The 18,892-nt window shown below is 55.5% G+C and carries 15 protein-coding genes; 13 read left to right on the top strand and 2 right to left on the bottom strand.

From position 1 onward, the window contains the following. Window positions 1-624 precede the first annotated feature (624 nt). Entirely contained in the window at window positions 625-1,329 is a 705-nt protein-coding gene (locus B1748_RS31650; RefSeq protein ID WP_087571958.1) for a Dph6-related ATP pyrophosphatase, read from the bottom strand. Window positions 1,330-1,626: 297 nt separating this feature from the next. Here B1748_RS31650 and B1748_RS31645 point away from each other — a divergent pair, with 297 nt between their 5' ends. The 13 genes from B1748_RS31645 (at window position 1,627) to nasC (ending at window position 17,591) form a co-directional block, all read left to right on the top strand. Continuing rightward, window positions 1,627-2,850 (top strand): ABC transporter ATP-binding protein, encoded by a 1,224-nt coding sequence (locus B1748_RS31645; protein ID WP_087571957.1) that lies wholly within the window; start codon window positions 1,627-1,629, stop codon window positions 2,848-2,850. Beyond that, the gene (locus B1748_RS31640; protein WP_087571956.1) at window positions 2,840-3,658 is read left to right on the top strand and encodes an ABC transporter permease; all 819 of its coding nucleotides are present in this window, start codon (window positions 2,840-2,842) and stop codon (window positions 3,656-3,658) included. Before B1748_RS31645 ends, B1748_RS31640 begins: the two co-directional genes overlap by 11 nt. Continuing rightward, a complete protein-coding gene (locus B1748_RS31635) occupies window positions 3,645-4,451 on the top strand; it encodes an ABC transporter permease (protein ID WP_087571955.1) in 807 nt (268 codons plus the stop codon). Before B1748_RS31640 ends, B1748_RS31635 begins: the two co-directional genes overlap by 14 nt. Further along, the gene (locus B1748_RS31630) at window positions 4,448-5,521 is read left to right on the top strand and encodes an ABC transporter substrate-binding protein (RefSeq protein WP_087571954.1); all 1,074 of its coding nucleotides are present in this window, start codon (window positions 4,448-4,450) and stop codon (window positions 5,519-5,521) included. The genes B1748_RS31635 and B1748_RS31630 overlap by 4 nt, the downstream gene beginning before the upstream one ends. 238 nt (window positions 5,522-5,759) lie before the next feature. Continuing rightward, window positions 5,760-6,401: a hypothetical protein gene (locus B1748_RS31625; protein ID WP_256976062.1), complete on the top strand. Its 642-nt coding sequence runs from the start codon at window positions 5,760-5,762 to the stop codon at window positions 6,399-6,401. 698 nt (window positions 6,402-7,099) lie between these two features. Beyond that, window positions 7,100-7,723, top strand: a complete 624-nt coding sequence (locus B1748_RS31620) for a YhbD family protein (protein WP_087571953.1) — start codon at window positions 7,100-7,102, stop codon at window positions 7,721-7,723. Window positions 7,724-7,740: 17 nt separating this feature from the next. Next, a complete protein-coding gene (locus tag B1748_RS31615; RefSeq protein ID WP_087571952.1) occupies window positions 7,741-8,496 on the top strand; it encodes a hypothetical protein in 756 nt (251 codons plus the stop codon). Next, on the top strand, window positions 8,489-9,157 hold the full coding sequence (locus B1748_RS31610; RefSeq protein WP_087571951.1) for a hypothetical protein: 669 nt from the start codon (window positions 8,489-8,491) through the stop codon (window positions 9,155-9,157). The genes B1748_RS31615 and B1748_RS31610 overlap by 8 nt, the downstream gene beginning before the upstream one ends. Window positions 9,158-9,239: 82 nt before the next feature. Beyond that, on the top strand, window positions 9,240-10,775 hold the full coding sequence (locus tag B1748_RS31605) for an MFS transporter (RefSeq protein WP_256976061.1): 1,536 nt from the start codon (window positions 9,240-9,242) through the stop codon (window positions 10,773-10,775). Between the two features lie 291 nt (window positions 10,776-11,066). Next, window positions 11,067-12,356 carry a class II aldolase/adducin family protein gene (locus B1748_RS31600; protein WP_087571950.1) on the top strand — a complete coding sequence of 430 codons (1,290 nt, stop codon included), beginning with the start codon at window positions 11,067-11,069 and terminating at the stop codon, window positions 12,354-12,356. 34 nt (window positions 12,357-12,390) lie between these two features. Next, on the top strand, window positions 12,391-13,062 hold the full coding sequence (locus B1748_RS31595) for an HAD family hydrolase (protein ID WP_087571949.1): 672 nt from the start codon (window positions 12,391-12,393) through the stop codon (window positions 13,060-13,062). A 217-nt stretch (window positions 13,063-13,279) separates the two neighbouring features. Next, a complete protein-coding gene (gene nirB, locus B1748_RS31590) occupies window positions 13,280-15,481 on the top strand; it encodes a nitrite reductase large subunit NirB (protein WP_087571948.1) in 2,202 nt (733 codons plus the stop codon). Next, window positions 15,474-17,591 carry an assimilatory nitrate reductase catalytic subunit NasC gene (nasC, locus tag B1748_RS31585; RefSeq protein ID WP_256976060.1) on the top strand — a complete coding sequence of 706 codons (2,118 nt, stop codon included), beginning with the start codon at window positions 15,474-15,476 and terminating at the stop codon, window positions 17,589-17,591. The genes nirB and nasC overlap by 8 nt, the downstream gene beginning before the upstream one ends. Window positions 17,592-17,830: 239 nt before the next feature. Here the strand turns inward: nasC and B1748_RS31580 are convergent, their stop codons facing one another. Further along, window positions 17,831-18,715: an AraC family transcriptional regulator gene (locus tag B1748_RS31580; protein ID WP_087571947.1), complete on the bottom strand. Its 885-nt coding sequence runs from the start codon at window positions 18,713-18,715 to the stop codon at window positions 17,831-17,833. Window positions 18,716-18,892 lie beyond the last annotated feature (177 nt).

Below are 18,892 nucleotides of genomic sequence, written 5' to 3'. Positions count from 1 at the left end.
GCGGCTTAAGCGGCTTTAATTTGCGGTGTTGTCGTTCGCATTCTTTACGCTGCTGCGCCGACGGAACGAAGAGGAAGCGGGCAGTGCCGCGGCTTAAGCGGCTTTATGTGCAGGTTTAAATTTAAGGCCATCCCCGAATGTTTGCGGAGATGGCCTTTGTGCTGTCTAGCGGCGTGCCGACTTGTTGAGAGCGGTGTATGAATCAACCTCCGACTTAAGCCGCTCGTGCCAGTCGCACAATTTCCGAGCTTTAAGTCGCTGGGACCGATCTAATCCCCACCAGTCGCATAATTTCCGAGCTTTAAGTCGCTGGGACCGATCTAATCCCCACCAGTCGCACATTTTCCGAGCTTTAAGTCGCTGGGACCGATCTAAATTCCACCAGTCGCACATTTTCCGAGTTATAAGTCGCTGTCACCGATCTAAATCCCGCCAGCAGCACCTTTTCCGAGCTTTAAGTCGCTGGGACCGATCTAAATCCCACCAGTCGCATATTTTCCGAGTTATAAGTCGCTGTCACCGATCCTCCCTGATTTCCGAGCCGCGTAATCGCCAGGTGATCCGGTTACATATCAGACTTGTTCAATCATCCGGCCATCCGTGTTCCTTCGACTCCACGCATGATTACTGCCGCCACGCTGCTTCATCCAACTCAAGAGGCAGAAAGGCGTAGTCGCCGTCCCTGACGATAGCGAGCTGTCGAACAGGCACTTGCTTGCGGAAAATGGGACCGTCCAGGACCGTCGTATGGAATTCTCCGCCCTCCCCGCAGGGATCGATGCCGCGCCCGACGAGTTCGTCGACGAATTCCCGCGTCATGCTCCTCCCCAGATCCGCCTCCGTCATCCCCAATGTCAGATTGATCGTCACGACGACTGCGACAAATCCCAGCTCGATGAAGGTTTCCACGCAACGGCGATGATCCATCCGCCACAGAGGGATTCCCAGCTCCAGACCGGCTAGTTTCGTGACTTTGTCATGCCAGCAGCCCTCCTCCGGCATGTCCAGGTCGCCCGTCACAAGAGCCTCGGCGCCCAGCTCCTTGGCCCGGCCGAGCAGCTGGACGAACGCCTCTTCGTAATCATCCCAGGTTGCGGCGGCGGATAATACGGGCAGACCGATGGATTCCGCTTGCGCGGCAATAAGCTCCGGCGGCATGCCGTGCGACCGCGACCGCTCTCCTTTTTCCTCCAGCATGACGATAAGCCCCACGGCTTCTCCGGTTTGCATGGCCAAGTGAAGCGCCAGCGAGCTGTCTTTGCCCCCGCTGAAAGACGCAACGAATCGTCGATGATGAGCATCCGTGCGCCATGTTTTCCCCACAGCCATTTTGTAATTCCCCTTTCATTTCGCTATGCTGACAGTCTACCACGAATGCCATGCTTTGGATAACGAGCCGTGCTTCGTGAAATAGTAAGCATAGTTGGGTCTTTTTCCAAGATGATACGATTAAATATTAATCTGTTTATATATTTATTAGGCGCCCATAAAGATAGTGTAAGGTTTACCAATATTTCAGTTGCCCTTTTGCGAGAATGCTGTATAATCACATTGATTTAATAGCACCATGGGTCCTAGCGATAAGGGACAACGCCATGCGGCAAGGGAAACGAAGGAGGTTGAAGGATGACAGGCAAGCCGATTATCCGGTTCGACTCAGTAACGAAACAATATAGCGGATCCGACCCCGCGGTGCTCAAGGAAGTCAGCTTCGAGATCGAGCGGGGCAAATTCTATACGCTTCTGGGCCCGTCGGGCTGCGGCAAAACGACAATTCTCCGCCTCATCGCGGGTTTTACGGAACCTACGAGCGGCAATATCACGTTTGATGGCAAAATCATTAACCGCGTTCCCGCCAACGAACGGCAGGTGAACACGGTGTTCCAGGATTACGCGCTGTTCCCGCATCTTAACGTGTTCGAGAACGTAGCGTTCGGGCTTCGCGTCAAGCGGATGAAGGGCGATGCCGTCACTTCGAAGGTGAAGGAGGCGCTGAAGTTCGTCGGCCTCACAGGTTACGAGAACCGCGAAATTACCGAAATGTCGGGCGGTCAGCGCCAACGCGTCGCCATCGCAAGAGCTATCGTAAACGAGCCGCAAATTCTGCTGCTGGATGAACCCCTGTCGGCGCTCGACCTGAAGCTTCGTACCGAAATGCAATACGAGCTTCGCGAGCTGCAGCGCAGGCTGGGGATTACGTTTATTTTCGTCACGCATGATCAGGAGGAAGCGCTCGCGATGTCGGACGAGATCTTCGTCTTGAATGAAGGCACGATCCAGCAGTCCGGCACGCCGACGGACATTTACGATGAGCCGATCAATCGGTTCGTGGCCGACTTCATCGGGGAGTCGAACATTGTGAAGGGCCGCATGCTGCGCGACTTCGAGGTGGAATTCGCGGGTCGGTCGTTCGAATGCGTCGACCAGGGCTTGAACGACGGCGAAGTCGTCGATATCGTCATTCGCCCTGAGGATCTGGAGATCACTTCGCAGGATAACGGCAAGCTGCAGGTGCGCGTCGATACGCAGCTGTTCCGGGGCGTGCATTACGAGATCAGCACCTACGACGATGCCGGCAACGAGTGGCTGGTCCACTCCACGCGCAAGGCGACGGTAGGCGAACGGATCGGCCTGACCTTCGAACCGGAGGCGATCCACGTTATGCGTCTGGGCGAGACGGAGGAGGAGTTCGACAAACGGCTGGAGTCGTATGAGGACGACGAGCAGGGAGGGAGCGCCGACAAGAGGTTTGGGCAAGGAGCGCCATCCGCCCCGGCAAGCCAGTCTGCTGCCGGTTTAAAGCAGGACAATCGAGGTGGAGAAGGCGGGGCTGGTCGTCATGGAAGCTAGAGCGCGCAATTATTATCTTGTTCCCTACCTGCTCTGGATCGTTCTGTTCGTCGTCGCGCCGATCTTGCTCATCGTGTATTACTCCTTTTTTAATGTGGAAGGCGAGTTCACGCTGAGCAACTATGAAAAGTTTTTCACCCCTGTCTATTTGCGAATGACGCTCAGCTCATTCTGGTACGCTTTCCTCATCACGTTTTTTTCGCTGCTGGTCGCGTACCCGACGGCTTATCTGCTAACGCGGACGAAGCACAAAGGGTTATGGCTGCTGCTTATCATACTGCCGAGCTGGATTAACCTGCTGCTCAAGGCGTACGCCTTCATCGGCCTGTTCGGCACCTACGGTTTTGTAAACGCCGTGCTGGAGTTGACCGGGATCGGTACGAAGCAGTTGTTGTTTACGGACTTCAGCTTTGTGTTCGTGTCGGTGTATATTTTTATTCCGTTTATGGTGCTGCCTATCTTTAATGCCCTGGAGAAAATGAACCCTACTCTCGTCTACGCGGCGCGCGATCTCGGAGCTTCGGCATGGACGACGTTCCGCCGGGTCATCTTCCCGCTGACGCTGGACGGCGTCAAGGCGGGCTGCATGGCCGTCTTCATTCCGGCGTTGTCGTTGTTCATGATTACGCGCCTCATCGCGGGCAACCGCGTTATTACGCTCGGTACGGCAATCGAGCAGCATTTTCTCGTGACGCAGGATTGGGGCATGGGGGCGACGATCGCGGTTTTCCTCATCATTGCCATGGCGCTCTTGATGCTGCTTACCGGCAACAGAAAGCGAGGGCTGATCGACATTGCGAAAAAATAGCTGGAAGCTCTCCAACCTGTACCTGATCGTCGTGTTCGCCATTTTGTACGCGCCGATCTTCTACCTGATGTTTTATTCGTTTAATAGCGGCGGTTCCATGCGGGAATTTGAAGGCTTTACTTGGGAATTCTATGGTGAAGTGTTCCAGGACACGCGATTGCTCATCATCGTGCTCAATACATTTATCATCGCGCTGCTGTCCTCGGCAATCTCGACAATCATTGGCGTGTTCGGAGCCATCGCCATTCATTACATCCGCAGCAACCGGCCCAAAGGAACGCTGCTCACCCTCAACAACGTGCTGATCGTCAGCCCGGACGTCATCATCGGGGCGAGCTTTCTCATTCTGTTTACGATTGCGGGCATCCAGCTCGGCTTCGTGTCGGTATTGCTGTCGCATATCGCGTTCAGCATTCCGATCGTCGTCATCATGGTGCTGCCGAAGCTGCAAGAGATGAGCGGCACGCTGCTCGACGCGGCGCGCGATCTGGGCGCGAGCTCCTGGGAGGTGCTGACGCGCGTTATTTTGCCGTATATCAAACCGGGCATATTCGCGGGATTTTTTATGGCATTAACGTATTCGCTCGACGACTTCGCGGTAACTTTTTTCGTGACTGGGAACGGCTTCTCGACGTTGTCGGTCGAGATCTACTCGCGGGCGCGCCAAGGCGTGTCGCTGTCGATCAATGCATTATCGACGCTGATCTTCCTGTTCACGATTCTGCTGGTTATCGGCTACTACTTCATTAATCGCCGGAGCAGTCGTCCGGCTGGAAGGGAGGAGCGGGCATGAGCGGTTTAGTGCGCACGTTCCTGCTGGTATTCATCGTGGCGTTCGGGCTGATGTACGCGGTGGCTGCGTTGAATTCGAGCGAAGGCTACTCCGGAGGCAATACGCTGACGATCTACAACTGGGGCGACTATATCGACCCTGAGCTGATCGAGCAGTTCGAGAAGGAGAGCGGCATCAAGGTCATCTACCAGACGTTCGATTCCAACGAAGCGATGATGACCAAGATCAAGCAAGGCGGCACCACGTTCGACGTGGCCGTCCCTTCGGAATACGCCATCAGCAAAATGAAAGAAGACGATCTGCTGCTCAAAATCGACCATGCCAAGCTGCCGAATCTTAAGCATATCGATCCGGACTTCATGAATCTGTCGTTCGACCCGGACAATGCATATTCCGTGCCGTACTTCTGGGGAACGGTCGGCATTATCTACAATCCGAAGATGGTCGGCGACCTGACATTCGACAGCTGGGAAGACCTGTGGGACGAAAGCCTGCGCAACAATATCTTCCTGCTGGACGGAGCGCGCGAGGTGATGGGGATGGGGCTGAACAGTCTCGGCTATTCGCTGAATGATACGAACGAGGAGCATCTGCAGGAGGCGCTCGCGAAGCTGTCGGAACTGACGCCGAACGTGAAGGCGATCGTCGGCGACGAGATCAAGATGCTGATCGCAAACGAGGAGGCCGCCGCAGGTCTTGTCTGGTCGGGCGACGCCTCGGAGATCATGGACGAGAACGAGGACCTCGACTACGTCGTGCCGCAGGAAGGCTCCAACCTTTGGTTCGACAACATGGTCATCCCGAAAACGGCGAGCAATCTGGAGGGCGCGCACGCGTTCATCAATTTTATGCTGGACCCCGAAGTGGCGGCGCAGAACACGGAATACGTCGGCTACTCGACTCCGAACAAGGAGGCGTTGGCGCTGCTGCCGGAGGATATCTCGGGTGACGAGCGTTTCTACCCGGACAAGGAGCTGACGGACCGCCTCGAGGTGTACGACAACCTCGGCCCGCGCATGTTGTCCCACTACAACGAGCTGTTTCTGGAGTTCAAAATGCATCGGAAGTAATAAGGGTGCGTTGAAGGGCTGTTTCAGTATATGCGCGCTTGCGGAGCTCCGAATTTTGTGGCACAGTTAAAACAAATAACGTTGTCGGTGGCGAAGAATGCCCCGTTTCCTTGTTAGAGGAGACGGGGCATTCTGGCGTTATTTTTCAAAAATATCGCATGTTAATTTTCCAGGAAGGTTGGTGGGGAATGTGGTAGCGGGTTTTGGTTATGAACATGAGAAGTGGATGTCGTATCATTTGAAGCGTAGAAAAGGAGAACGGCTGGATGCGTTAAAACGTGGGCACGGCTTTGGAAACAAGATATTTGTTGAGCAGGTTTGGTGGCCGCTTGCGGGTCATTTTCATGGGCTCCATCCGGAGTATGAGGTGAAGGATGGGCGTGGCAAATCCTATTTTGTGGATTTCATGTGGTTGGTCGGCGATGCGCGAATCGTGTTTGAAATTATGGATTACGGTTCGCATGGCACGGATCGTACCAAGTATAGGCTGGATTTGAACAGGGAATTGTTTTTGCAATCGCAGGATTGCAGGGTATATAGCATTGCTCTGGATGAGCTAAAGGAGAATCCTTCCTTTATCTTGTCCATGCTGCGGCATATTCTGACTCCGTATTTGGCTGCAATGAACGGGAGCACGGGGACGGTCGAGAGACAGTACGACAGAATGGAGCGCGAGCTCATGCGCATAGCAATACGTCACAATCGATTGATTCGCCCGAAGGAAGCAGCCAGGCAACTTGAACTTCACAACTTGACGGTCATCAAATATTGCCGCAGATTAGTCGAGAAGGGCAAATTCAGAGCCGTGACGAGAGGAGAATCGCAACGGGTGATGTACTACGAGTATATCGGCACTATGCAAAGTCCGGACTTAATATAAATTTGGAGCAGTGGTGCAGGCATGTGGGGAGAGCTACAAGAGAGCATTGACATATAAGAGGCTGCTTCGTGGCTGTAATCGGCGACGACTCATTTCTAGTACACGTATCGGGCGGAATTGCAGTATGGCCAGCGCATTGTGTATGAAATTTCATACTGATCCGGCGTGATTGGAGTGTGACCGACGCTATGTGTATGAAATTTCATACTGATCCGGCTTGATTGGAGTGTGGTCGGCGCATTGTGTATGAAATTTCATACTGATCGGGCGCAAATGCAGTGTGGTCGGCGCATTGTGTATGAAATTTCATACTGATCGGGCGTGATTGGAGTGTGGTCGGCGCATTGTGTATGAAGTTTCATACTGATCAGGCGCAAATGCAGTGTGTTCAGCGCATTGTGTGTATCCCCATGTGGATACCACTGAGGCGGGACTACTCATCCCCACTATCCCCAGTAGCTTTGTGTATACATCCCTATCCATATGTCTGATCTCCAGTAGCTCCGTGTATACATCCCTGTTTATGTGACGGATCCCTAGCGCATCAGCCTCGACCTGTGGATGAATCGCATTGTGGATGAATCCCACAAAGCAAGTTGCCCACACTCCCTGGTTACACTTCTGTTGATCCATTTTCTCCATCTTTACTACGTAACAATGTTATGTTACGATGATTATCGTGATAAGGAGGTGCGTGCGTGGAGAGGGAGCTTATATCGAAAAAGGAGCTGCTGGACGCGACAGGCATATCGTACGGGCAGCTGTATCGTTGGAAACGGAAGGGGCTCATTCCAGAGGAATGGTTTATTCGGAAGTCCGTGTTTACGGGCCAGGAGACGTTTTTCCCAAAGGAGCTTATATTGGCTCGCATTGATAAAGTGTTAAATCTAAAGGACGACTTGTCGCTCGACGAGCTTGCGAGTAAGTTAGTGAACGGTCCTATCGATGCAGAGCTTGGTAAGGATGGTATGATCGAACGAAACATTGTTTCGTTGATATCGGCTCAACGTTATATGAACCGGGACGAGGCAGGAACGATGTATCCGTTCGACCGGATGCTAAAGTTATTCACTGTGGATATGTTGCTTCAAGCAGGAGAGATGGGCTTGGAGGAAGGAGATGTTTTGCTGGCTGCGCTTGAGGAGCATTATCCCAAGTTTAACGGTGAACCATGTGATCTGGTCTTTATCCGTAAGATGGGCATGGCGTCGTTCGTTTTGGTAACGGCATCGTCCGCATTGTATTTTGACGAAGGGGTTAAGATGGTGCGGAGGTTAAGCATGCAGGAGACGGCGGAGCAACTGAAGAGCAAACTGCAATGAGAGAAGGAGGCGGACGTATGGAGACGAAGAACCTCGAGACGAGAAAGCCCGAGACGAAGAACCTCGAGACGAAGGACTTCGAGCGCAGAGGCGAGTTGCCGAATTTGACGATGAGCGGATATGGCAAGGCGAGCGGAGGCGAATATGGGAACGTACAGATTGACGGCGTCACTAAGGTAGCAGGTCATCTGAGCGCTTTGTACGGCATCCGTTCCAGCGGTGTTACGACGATCGAAGGCAACGTCTATACCCCCGAGTTGCGAAGCGAAGGCAAGTTGTCCGTGGAAGGAGCGCTTATAGCCAGAACAACGTTGCTCGATGGCATGTGCAAGGTTGGGGGACGGATCGAAGCCGATAGCGTGAAGCTCGACGGCATGTTGACGGCAGGCGGAGACATCGAAGCCGAGACGTTTATCGGCAGAGGCGTCGTGAAGTCGGAGGGGTTGCTAAACGCAGGGACGATCGAGCTGGGACTTGCGCACAAGGCGAGCAAAATACGAGAGATCGGCGGCGAGACCGTTATCGTCAGCAGACTGGGCGGCAGCGGTTGGGGCTGGCTTTGGAGCTGGGCGATGCCAAGCGCCGAATCCAGGCTGGACGCCGAAGTCATCGAAGGCGATATCGTTCGGCTGGAGTACACGCATGCGGCGGTCGTGCGAGGAGGACAGATCGTGATCGGCAAGGGCTGCAGAATCGGCAGGGCCGAATTCAAGACACGAATGACGGTTCATCCCGACAGCATCGTCGAGAAGGAGGAGAAACTCGGTGAATGAGCATGTTCAGGATTTGAGACTTGTCGGCACTTCCGAAATGGCCGGAGGAATATTCGGAAAGATCCGCATTACAGGTGACGCCAAGCTGATGGGGCATGTTGCTTGCAGCCAGCTGTCATTGACGGGGACGGCCAAGTTGCAAGGGGATCTGAAAGCCGGCAGGCTAAAGTTTACGGGCGAATTGCAGGTGAATGGCTCGTTAAGAGGCGGGATACTCGGAGGAATGGGAGAGCTTCGCGGGGAGATGGGCATCAGGGGAGAAGAGATTGTCCTGTCGGGAATGCTTCATTCCGGCGGCCCGATCGAAGCGGAGAAGCTGGATATTCGGGGCGCCGTCGAGACGGCAAGCGTCGTTAACGCCGAGCGTACGACCATTCGATTATACGGGCCCTCCCAAGTGGGGGAGATTGTGGGCGGCACCATTGTCGTGCGCAGGAGCAGAGGGTTGGGCCTTAAAAGCTTGGTGCAGCCATCTGTCGAAACGAGGCTTTCTGCTGCTTTAATCGAAGGGGATGAGGTGTATATCGAATATACGCGCGCGGATTTGGTAAGAGGCAATACAGTCAAGGTTGGACCTGGCTGCGAGATAGGCAGAATCGAATACCGGCAAAGCTTCGAGACGCACGCGAAGTCGAAAACGGGACCGGCTGAAAGGTTATAAAAGCATGATAACGATGGATACAATAGGAAGTGCGAGTTCCATCAATCATCCCTCATTTGAATAAAGAAAGGTTGCGTGAAGCGTGACTGCAACGGTAAAAAACAAAAATCTCGGCATCGTTATCGCCGGCCTTCTGCTCGGCATCCTTATGGCTTCGATGGACAATACGATCGTCGCCACGGCGATGGGCAACATCGTCGGCGAGCTAGGCGGGCTGGACAAATTCGTATGGGTAACCTCCGCCTACATGATTGCCGAAATGGCGGGCATGCCGATCTTCGGCAAGCTATCCGATATGTATGGACGGAAACGATTTTTTGTCTTCGGCATTATCGTCTTCATGATCGGCTCCGCTTTATGCGGGACGGCTTCTTCGATTGAGGAGCTGGCATTGTTCCGCGCCGTGCAAGGCATCGGGGCAGGAGCGATGGTACCGACGTCGTTCACGATTATGTTCGATGCGGTACCGCTTGAATCCCGGGGCAAGCTGGGAGGCCTGTTCGGAGCCGTATTCGGCATGTCGAGCATTTTCGGGCCGCTTTTGGGCGCCTATATTACGGATCATATCGCGTGGGAGTGGGTGTTCTACATCAACCTGCCGCTTGGACTTCTGTCCCTCTGCATGATCGCGTTTTTCTACAAGGAATCGCTGGAGCATTCCAAACAACCGATCGATTGGACGGGAGCCGTTACCCTGATCGGTTCCGTCGTGGCTCTTATGTTCGCGCTGGAGCTGGGCGGCAAAACCTTTGCATGGGACTCGTGGCAAATTATCGGCATGTTTGCGGCATGCGTGCTGCTGCTAATCGTGTTCCTGTATGTGGAGACGAAGGCCAAGGAGCCTATCATCTCGTATTCGCTTTTCCGAAATCGTCTGTATTCGACTAGCATTATCGTTGCGTTTTTCAGCGGCGCGGCCTTCATCGTGGCATCGGTCTATATCCCGATCTTCATTCAGGGCGTGCTCGGCGGCACGGCGACGAATTCAGGTCTCGTGCTGCTGCCTATGATGCTCGGCTCCGTCGTGACGGCTACGCTCGGCGGCGTGCTCATGACGAAAATACCGTATCGAAACGTCATGGTCTCTACGCTGATCTTGCTTGTCACAGGCACGGTGCTCGTCACGACGCTGTCTCCGGAGTCCGGCAAGCTGCAGGTGACGCTGTACATGATTCTGCTCGGTCTGGGTATTGGCGCATCGTTTTCGGTGCTCAGCAATGCGGCCATTCATGGCGTCTCCATTCGTCAGCGCGGCACGGCGAGCTCTACCCTCAACTTCATCCGCTCGCTGGGGATGACCGTAGGCATTACCGTATTCGGCATTATTCAGAGCAACTACTTCTCCAGCCGATTGAATGAAGCGTTTGGCGGCGCCACGGGCGGTCCTGCCGTCGGCGGCGATCCCAGGGAGCTGCTGGCTCCAGAGAAACGCGCCGAAATGCCGGCCGAGGTGCTGGATACGATTGTGTCTGCCCTCTCCTCGTCGATTACGTTAACGTTCGCCATCGCGATTGTTCCGGCTGCTCTGGCGCTGCTTGGGTCGTTCTTTATGGGCAGAAGCAAGCTAGATCCTTCGGCGGTAGCGGAGGGCGATCATGCCCATTCCGGAGGCCACTAACGCATCGGGGAATACATGCTGCAATCAGTCCGCCATTGGCGGCGTGCGGGCCTTCGGGCTTGCTCACCGTCATGCAGCGGGCTTTTTTATATTCTGAAAATGAATACCTTTTTGCGCTTTATCCGGACTTGGAGTTCTCGGAATGAAACGGTTTGCGCCGCCAAAGGACGGCGACAGCGTTTCACTTTGTTACCGCTTGTGACAAAAATCTCACTTCCCGCCATTAAATTTGCGGTATAATAAAAGAAATCAAATAAAAACAAAAACAAACGGAAATGTGAGGCGATTGCAATGAAACAGGAATACATGCATCCGGGAGACCAACTCCTTCTGTTTATGGAGCGTATTTACAAATACGGAATGACGACTACGTCGGGCGGCAACCTGTCTATCAAGGACGATAAAGGGGATATCTGGATCACCCCCGCCGGTATAGATAAAGGCTCGCTTACCGCCAGGGATATGGTCTGCGTAAAAGCGGACGGCACGGTAGAGGGCGTGCACAGGCCTTCCAGCGAGTTTCCGTTTCACAATCTGATCTATAAGTCGCGGCCGGATCTTAAAGCCATCATTCATGCCCATCCCCCGGCGCTCGTATCCTTTAGCATCGTTCGGCGAATTCCCGACACGCGCCTGCTTCCGAACGAACGTCGAATATGCGGTCCGATCGGCATGGCCGAATACGCCCTTCCCGGCAGCGAAGAGCTGGGGCGGAAAATCGCGGACGTGTTCGTCAAGGGATACGATACCGTTATGTTGGAAAATCACGGCGTCGTCATAGGAGCGGACAATCTGTTTAAGGCGTTTCAAATGTTCGAGACTTTGGATTTTTGCGCACGGCTTGAAATCGAAGCCCGGCGGATCGGGGAACCGAAGCTGCTCACGGACGAAAATTACGAGATGGTGCGGAGCAAAGGCGATGTCGCATACGAAAGTTATAAGCCTCAGGGCAGAACAACGCTGGAAAACGGAGCCCGGAAAGAAATGTGCAATTTCATTCGGCGATCTTATGATCAACGGCTGTTTACCAGCACGCAGGGCACGTTTTCCCGTAGAACGGAGGGCAATGATTTTGTCATTACGCCTTATGGGCTGGATCGCAACTATATGGAGCCTTCCGATTTGATTACGATCAAGGATGGCAAAACGGAAGAAGGAAAGGTGCCCAGCAAATCCGTTCTGTTGCATAAGGCGATCTACGAAAGCCAGCCCCACGTCAACGCCGTGTTGATTGCGCACCCGCCTCATATTATGGCGTTTGCCGTAACGGAGCTTGCATTCGATTCCCGAACGATTCCGGAAAGCTATATTTTGTTGCGAGGCACGCCGAAGCTGCCGTTCGACGCCGTCTATCGCGATCCGGAGCAAACCGCCCGATTGTTAAATGTCAGTACGCCGCTGGCCATCGTCGAGAACAACTGCGTAATCGTAACGGGTAAAAGTCTGCTTGAGGCATTCGACCGGCTGGAGGTTGCGGAATACAGCGCGAAATCCGTGCTTGCAGCCCGCGCGCTAGGGGATATTGTCCACATCGAAGATTCTTGTATCCGCGATCTGGAGGTCGCGTTCAACTTGCAGTAGCTCCTACGATTTATGAACGGAAAGGGGAAAGGAAATGATTAAAGCGATTATTTTTGACTTTGACGGAACGATCATCGATACGGAGACGGCATGGTATTATGCCTTCCGGGATGCTTACAAAGAACATGGCGTCGACCTTGGCGTCGAGCAATATTCGCAATGTCTCGGTACGAGCTTGCATCTGTTCAACCCGTACGAGTACCTTGCGACAGAGCTGGGACTGCCCATCGATGTAGCGGAGTTCCGCAATCGAATCCGCGCAGACCATACGGCCAGAATGAATGTGGAGGAAGTGCGGGCGGGCATCCGGGAATATTTGAAGATGGCCAAGGAAGCGGGGCTGCGCATCGGTCTCGCATCCAGTTCCGATCGTGCCTGGATCGATAAATATTTGGACCAGTTGGATATCCGCGAATATTTCGAGGTTATCCGGTCGGCAGATGACGTGAGCCAGGTGAAACCCGATCCGGAGCTGTATCTTAGCGCGATTGAAGCGCTTGGCGTGCGGGCGGACGAGGCAGTCGCAATCGAGGATTCGCCAAACGGAGCGCGGGCGGCGGTCGCGGCGGGGATGCACTGCGTGATCGTGCCGAATACGCTGACCAAGCTGTTATCGTTCGATCCGTCGGATCGCTGTTACCGGGCGGAGTCGCTGTCGGACTTCGACTTCAAGCTGCTTACGGAAGGCGTGTTCTCGAAAGCGTGATCGGTAATAACGCCTACGCTTATCGGGCGATGAAACACGTTATGCCCCAATAATTGTGTGATGAATTATTACGCGACTATTGTCATTTCCCCTGCCATCCTTTAAAGTTAGAATATATGTGTCACGTAATATGACATTATAGATGGGGTAGTGTGATATCGGGATATATATATAACACAAGTTGTTACTATATCTACGATGTGGGGAGTGTTCATCCATGAAGAGCAGACTCGTTCTGATTGGAAACGGCATGGCGGGCGTCCGATGCGTCGAAGAGATACTGGCTCTGGAGCCGGATCGGTTCGACATTACGATTATTGGCAGCGAGCCGCATACCAACTATAATCGAATCCTGTTATCCAAGGTGCTCCAAGGAAACACCTCGATCGAGGACATTACGATGAATACCCAATCCTGGTACGACGAGCGCGGCATCGTGCTGCATAAGGGAGAAGAAGCTGTCGCCATCGATACGGGGCGCCGGAGAGTGAGGACCTCCGCGGGTCGAGAAGTGGATTACGACAAGCTGATTCTCGCGACGGGGTCGGATCCGTTTATGCTGCCGCTGCCGGGCGCGGACAAACCGGGCGTGCTGGCTTTTCGGAATATTAAGGATTGCAATGCATTAATAGAAGCATCCCGCACGTTCAAGCGGGCTGTCGTAATCGGAGGCGGCCTGCTCGGTCTGGAGGCTGCGCGCGGCTTGCTGAATCTGGGCATGGATGTGTCGGTCGTCCATATCCACGGCTATATTATGGAGAGACAGCTTGACCCCACCGCGTCGGAGATGCTGCGCAAGGAGCTCGAAGGACAAGGAATGCGTTTCCTGCTGGAGAAACAATCGGAGCGTATTTTGGGCAGGAAACGGGTGGAAGGTCTTCAATTCAGGGACGGCGCGCGGATCGAGACGGATCTTGTCGTCTTCGCCGTTGGCATTCGTCCCAACGTGAAGCTGGCGGCGGCGAGCGGCATCGAGACGAATCGGGCCGTCGTCGTCAACGACTACATGGAGACGAACGTTCCCGGCATCTATGCGGTCGGCGAATGCGCGGAGCATCGGGGGATCGCGTATGGCCTAGTCGCTCCGCTATACGAGCAAGGCAAAGTGCTCGCCAAGGCGATTTGCGGCAGGGAGACGGAAGGGTATGCGGGCTCTACGCTATATTCGCAGCTGAAGGTATCCGGAGTCGACGTATTTTCGGCGGGAGAGATCAGGGAATCGGGCGAAACGGTTTCGATTACGAAGTATGACGGACTCCGTCGCACCTATAGCAAAATAACGCTGGAAGGCAGCCGCATTGTCGGAGCCGTTCTGTTTGGCGATACTTCGCAGGGCAACGGGCTGCTCCGTTACATTCAGCGCGGCGCGGATGTGTCCGTGCTGGAGGAAGCGGAGTCCGGCGGGGCCGCCTCCGGCGTTGAATACGCGGCGACGATGCCGGACGCCGAGACGGTCTGTTCCTGCAACGGCGTGAAGAAAGGCGCGTTGATGTCCGCCGTTTGCGAGCAAGGGCTAAGGACGCTGCCGGAAGTGCGCGACTGCACGCGAGCCTCGAGCTCTTGCGGCGGATGCAAGCCTGTGGTGGAAGCCATTATCGCCTACGCGCTGGCGAACGGCGCGGAAGGGGGCGCGCGGAAACGGCCCGTATGCGGCTGCACCGACATGAGCCACGAGGAGCTCCGGGAAGCGATCCATGCGACTGCAGCAGATGCTGCCGGATCGGCCCATGCGGGATCCGTCGGGACTGCGCTCGGAAGGCTGGGTTGGAGCACGGCCGAAGGGTGCGGCGTCTGCGTTCCCGCCGTCCGCTACTACTCGGCGCTCGCGGGTGCGGGGAGGGGTGCGGTCATCAAGCCCTACTGGCATTGCGGCGGGTCTCCCGGCGACGGTTCTGCGCGAATCGAAGCCAGCCCTGGGCTGCTCGCCGAACGTGCGGCGCTCAGGGATTCCGTTGCGATGAGCGAAGCATTGGAGAGCAGGCTCGCTGGCGTGGTTTTCCCAACGAATCTAGCAGTTGGCGTATCGGCAAGTCCGTTGCATCTCGCGGGAACGCTGGCCAAGGATCTCGGATTGGCCGGTGCCCCTGGCGGATGGGAGCTTTATGCCGGGGGCAGCGACGGACGCCGTACCGCGGGTGCGGGAGGAGGGGCCGTTGTCAGGCAAGGCGAGCTGCTGCTCTCCCAGTTGAAGGATGAGGACGCGCTCGAGATCAGTCTGGCTTTGCTGCAATGGTACCGAATGTCGGCCAATTACGGGCAGCCTGTCGGCGAATGGCTAACCGAGCTCGGCCTTGTGGGCGTCCGGGAACGGCTGCTCCATCCATCCAACCGGCAATTGCTGCTGGCGGAGCTTGGATTGGCGGTAACGGCCGGTCTTGCGCCGGAGTTCGAGATGGCGGAGGTGTTCGCGGATGAATAAAGTCATGGAGATAACGGAGGGCGGCGAATCGCCATTCGTAATGAAGACGCAATGCCCATTCTGCAGCGTGCAATGCAAAATGCAGGTCGTCGAGGAAAGAAATGCGGCCGGCGAGGCCGCTTATACGATTACGGCATTGCCTAACGCGGCTTCGGAGGGCCGTCTCTGCGTAAAGGGAATGAATGCATACCAGCATGCGCTGACGGGGGATCGCTTGCTGTACCCCATGGCGAGGAAGAACGGCAAGATGATGCGGGTGTCTTGGGCGGAAGCCTATTCCATCATCGAAGAGCGTTTCGCGGCGGCACGAAGCCAATACGGACGCGACAGCATCGGCGTGTACGGAGGCGGATCTCTGACCAACGAAACGGCATACCTGCTCGGCAAGTTCACGCGGGTGGCGCTTCAGTCGAAGCATATCGACTACAACGGGCGGTTCTGCATGTCCGCGGCGGCGTCGGCAGGCAACAAGACGTTCGGCATCGATCGTGGCCTGACGAATGCTCTCTCCGATATCGAGCATGCCCGCTGCATTATTCTGTCGGGCACCAACATCGCGGAATGCCAGCCTACTCTTATGCCCTACTTCACGAGGGCGAAGGAGAACGGCGCTTATCTCATCGTCATCGATCCCCGTGAGACGGCCACGGCCAAGCTAGCCGATCTGCATCTTAAGGTGAAGCCGGGGATGGACGCAGCCCTCACGAACGGCGTATTGAAGGCGGTCTTCGAGGCGGGGTTGGTCGACGAAGCTTTTGTCGAGCGGCGGACAAGAGGATTCTCCGACGTGCTTAACCACCTTGAAAGCATGGATATGGCGGAGATCGCGGATATGACGGGCGTAAGCGAAGACGAGATTCGCGCGGCTGGGAAGGCTTTCGGCGAAGCGGTCACGGGCATGGTATTTACAGCGCGGGGAGTCGAGCAGCAGACGGACGGCTATATGTCGGTGCGCAATCTGCTTAACCTTGTACTCGCGACGGGCAAGATCGGCCGTAAAGGCTGCGGATATGGAGCGGTCACCGGCCAAGCCAACGGCCAGGGCGGGCGCGAGCATGGTCAGAAGGCCGACCAGTTGCCCGGATACCGGATGATCGACAACCCCGAGCACCGTGCTTACGTGGCCGGCGTGTGGGGCATCGAGCCGGATGAGCTTCCGGGCAAAGGCGTCTCCGCTTACGAGATGATGGAGAAGGTGCATGCCGGGGAGATCCGGACTCTGTTCCTCATGGGCTCCAACCCCGTCGTCTCCAATCCCAACGCCAACTTCGTCCAGGAGGCGATCGAGAAGCTGGATTTCCTGATCGTGGCGGACATGTTCGTCTCGGAAACGGGGCGAATGGCGGATTTGCTGCTGCCGGTTACGGCATATCTGGAGAACGAGGGCACGATGACGAATTTGGAGGGCCGGGTTCTGCTTCGGGAGGCGATGCGGCCCGCGCCGGGGGAGACGCGCCATGACTGGCAGGTGCTCTGCGACATTGCCCGCTTGCTGGGCAGGGATCGCTGGTTCCAGTACGACAAGGCCGAGGATATATTCGAGGAGCTGCGCCTCGCGAGCAAGGGCGGCATTGCCGACTATTACGGCATTACGTATGACCGCCTGAGACGCGAAGAAGGCGTATACTGGCCGTGTCCGTCCGTGGACCATCCCGGAGAGCGGCGGCTGTTCGAGGAACGGTTCGCCCATGCCGACGGCAAAGCGGAGATGGTAGCGGTAGAGAACCACTTTCCCAAGGAGATGACGGATGGGGAATACCCTTTGTATCTGACGACGGGCAGGGTGCTGACGCATTACTTGACCGGCGTGCAGACGCGCCGCAGTCCTTCGTTGGCTTCGCGTGACGTGGAATCCTTTGTCGAGCTGCACCCGGCAACGGCGCGCAAGCTGAGAATCGGCGAAGGAGAGCTCGTCACGGTGACATCGCGCAGAGGCAGCATCTTCCTGCGCAGCCGGTACTCGTCCGCGATCCGCCAGGACACGGTATTCGTCCCCATGCATTGGGGCGACACGCAAAGCGTGAACAAGCTGACGCACGAAGCGCTCGATCCCACCTGCCGGATGCCGGGCTTTAAGGTATGCGCGGTGCGCGTGGAGCCGATGTATTAGTTAAGGGGCGGTCGAGTCGTCCTATACCGGCTGAATGTAAACAAGGTTCTACAAAAACACTATCCGATTTCATGGGAGTTCTACGACTCTTTTGAAAGAGGATAGTGTTTTTTTCGCAACCGCAAAGTAGTGTACGTGTTCGAAAAATCATACACGATACGCCGCAGTAGCCCCAAACCGTAGCAATGTACTCGAAAAATCATACCGTGCCCCTTGCCTCCCAATTTGGCGGACTAAAATTAATTCAGCGAGAACCGCTGGCGGTATTGGCGCGGCGACAGACCCTCGAACCTGGCGAAGCAAGTCGCGAAGTAGGCCGACTGATTGAAGCCGACCTCCTCGGCGATGCGCGAGACGGACAGATCCGTCTGCAGCAGCAGCAGCTTGGCCTGCTGGATGCGGAAGCGCAGCAGGTAGTCGAACGGCGAGCAGCCGAACTCGCGTTTCATGCAGCGTGCGATGTAGACGGGGTGGAAGTTGATGCTCTCGCCGAGCGACTGAGCGGTTATGTCCTCCCGGTAATGATGCCGGAGGTAGGAGGCGGCTTTCTCGGCGCACGCGAGCGCCGGCGTCGGCGATCCGGCTTCGACCGAAGCGGACAGCAGGTCGATAACCTCCTGGAAGAGGAGCTGCTGCTTCCAGCGGACGCCGTGAATATGATCATTGATGCTCATCTGGGACAGCTGCTGCAGCTTGTTTTCCAGCACGGTCAGCTTGACGGCTTTGGCGAATTGAGGAATCCGCTTGACGAACAGGCGCGGCGCGAATTGTTCGGCGACGGGCACGGGCTCGGCGGAATCGCTCATTCTCGCAGGGGCGAGCATATCCTCCGCTACGGACCAGCCTCCAAGCGTGTGGAAATGCGCCCAATAATATTCCGTGTCCTCCTCGCAAGCGCGCGTCGGATAATGTTCCGCATCCGGGCGCAGGATCAGCACATGGCCGGCACTCACTTCGTAATGGCGATCTTCTTCGCCCAGATAGAGGCTTCCCTTGATTACGACGATCAGATCGAATACGCCGATGGCTCTGCGTGCGGGATGCTTTCGCCCTGGCGGCATGTCGGCATGTCCTCCTATTATGTAATGCGGCAACGGCGGAACCGTAAATTCGATAATGCTCATAATGCGGAAATCCTCCTAACGTGGCAATCCTCCTATTGCGGTAAACCTCCTAAACAGCAGGTTGGAATATTGAAAGTTTCGGTTGAAATTATGAACCCTTTTTTTCAGTATACCAACTATAATGCAAGAAGACATCAAGCTACATGAGGGGCTGTTATGCAGATCCCCGGCGGGAGG

The organism is Paenibacillus sp. MY03, from assembly GCF_002165585.1.
Lineage (GTDB): Bacteria > Bacillota > Bacilli > Paenibacillales > Paenibacillaceae > Pristimantibacillus > Pristimantibacillus agaridevorans.
The sequence above is the reverse complement of the archived record's forward strand: the minus strand, read 5'-3'. Positions and strand labels throughout refer to the sequence as shown.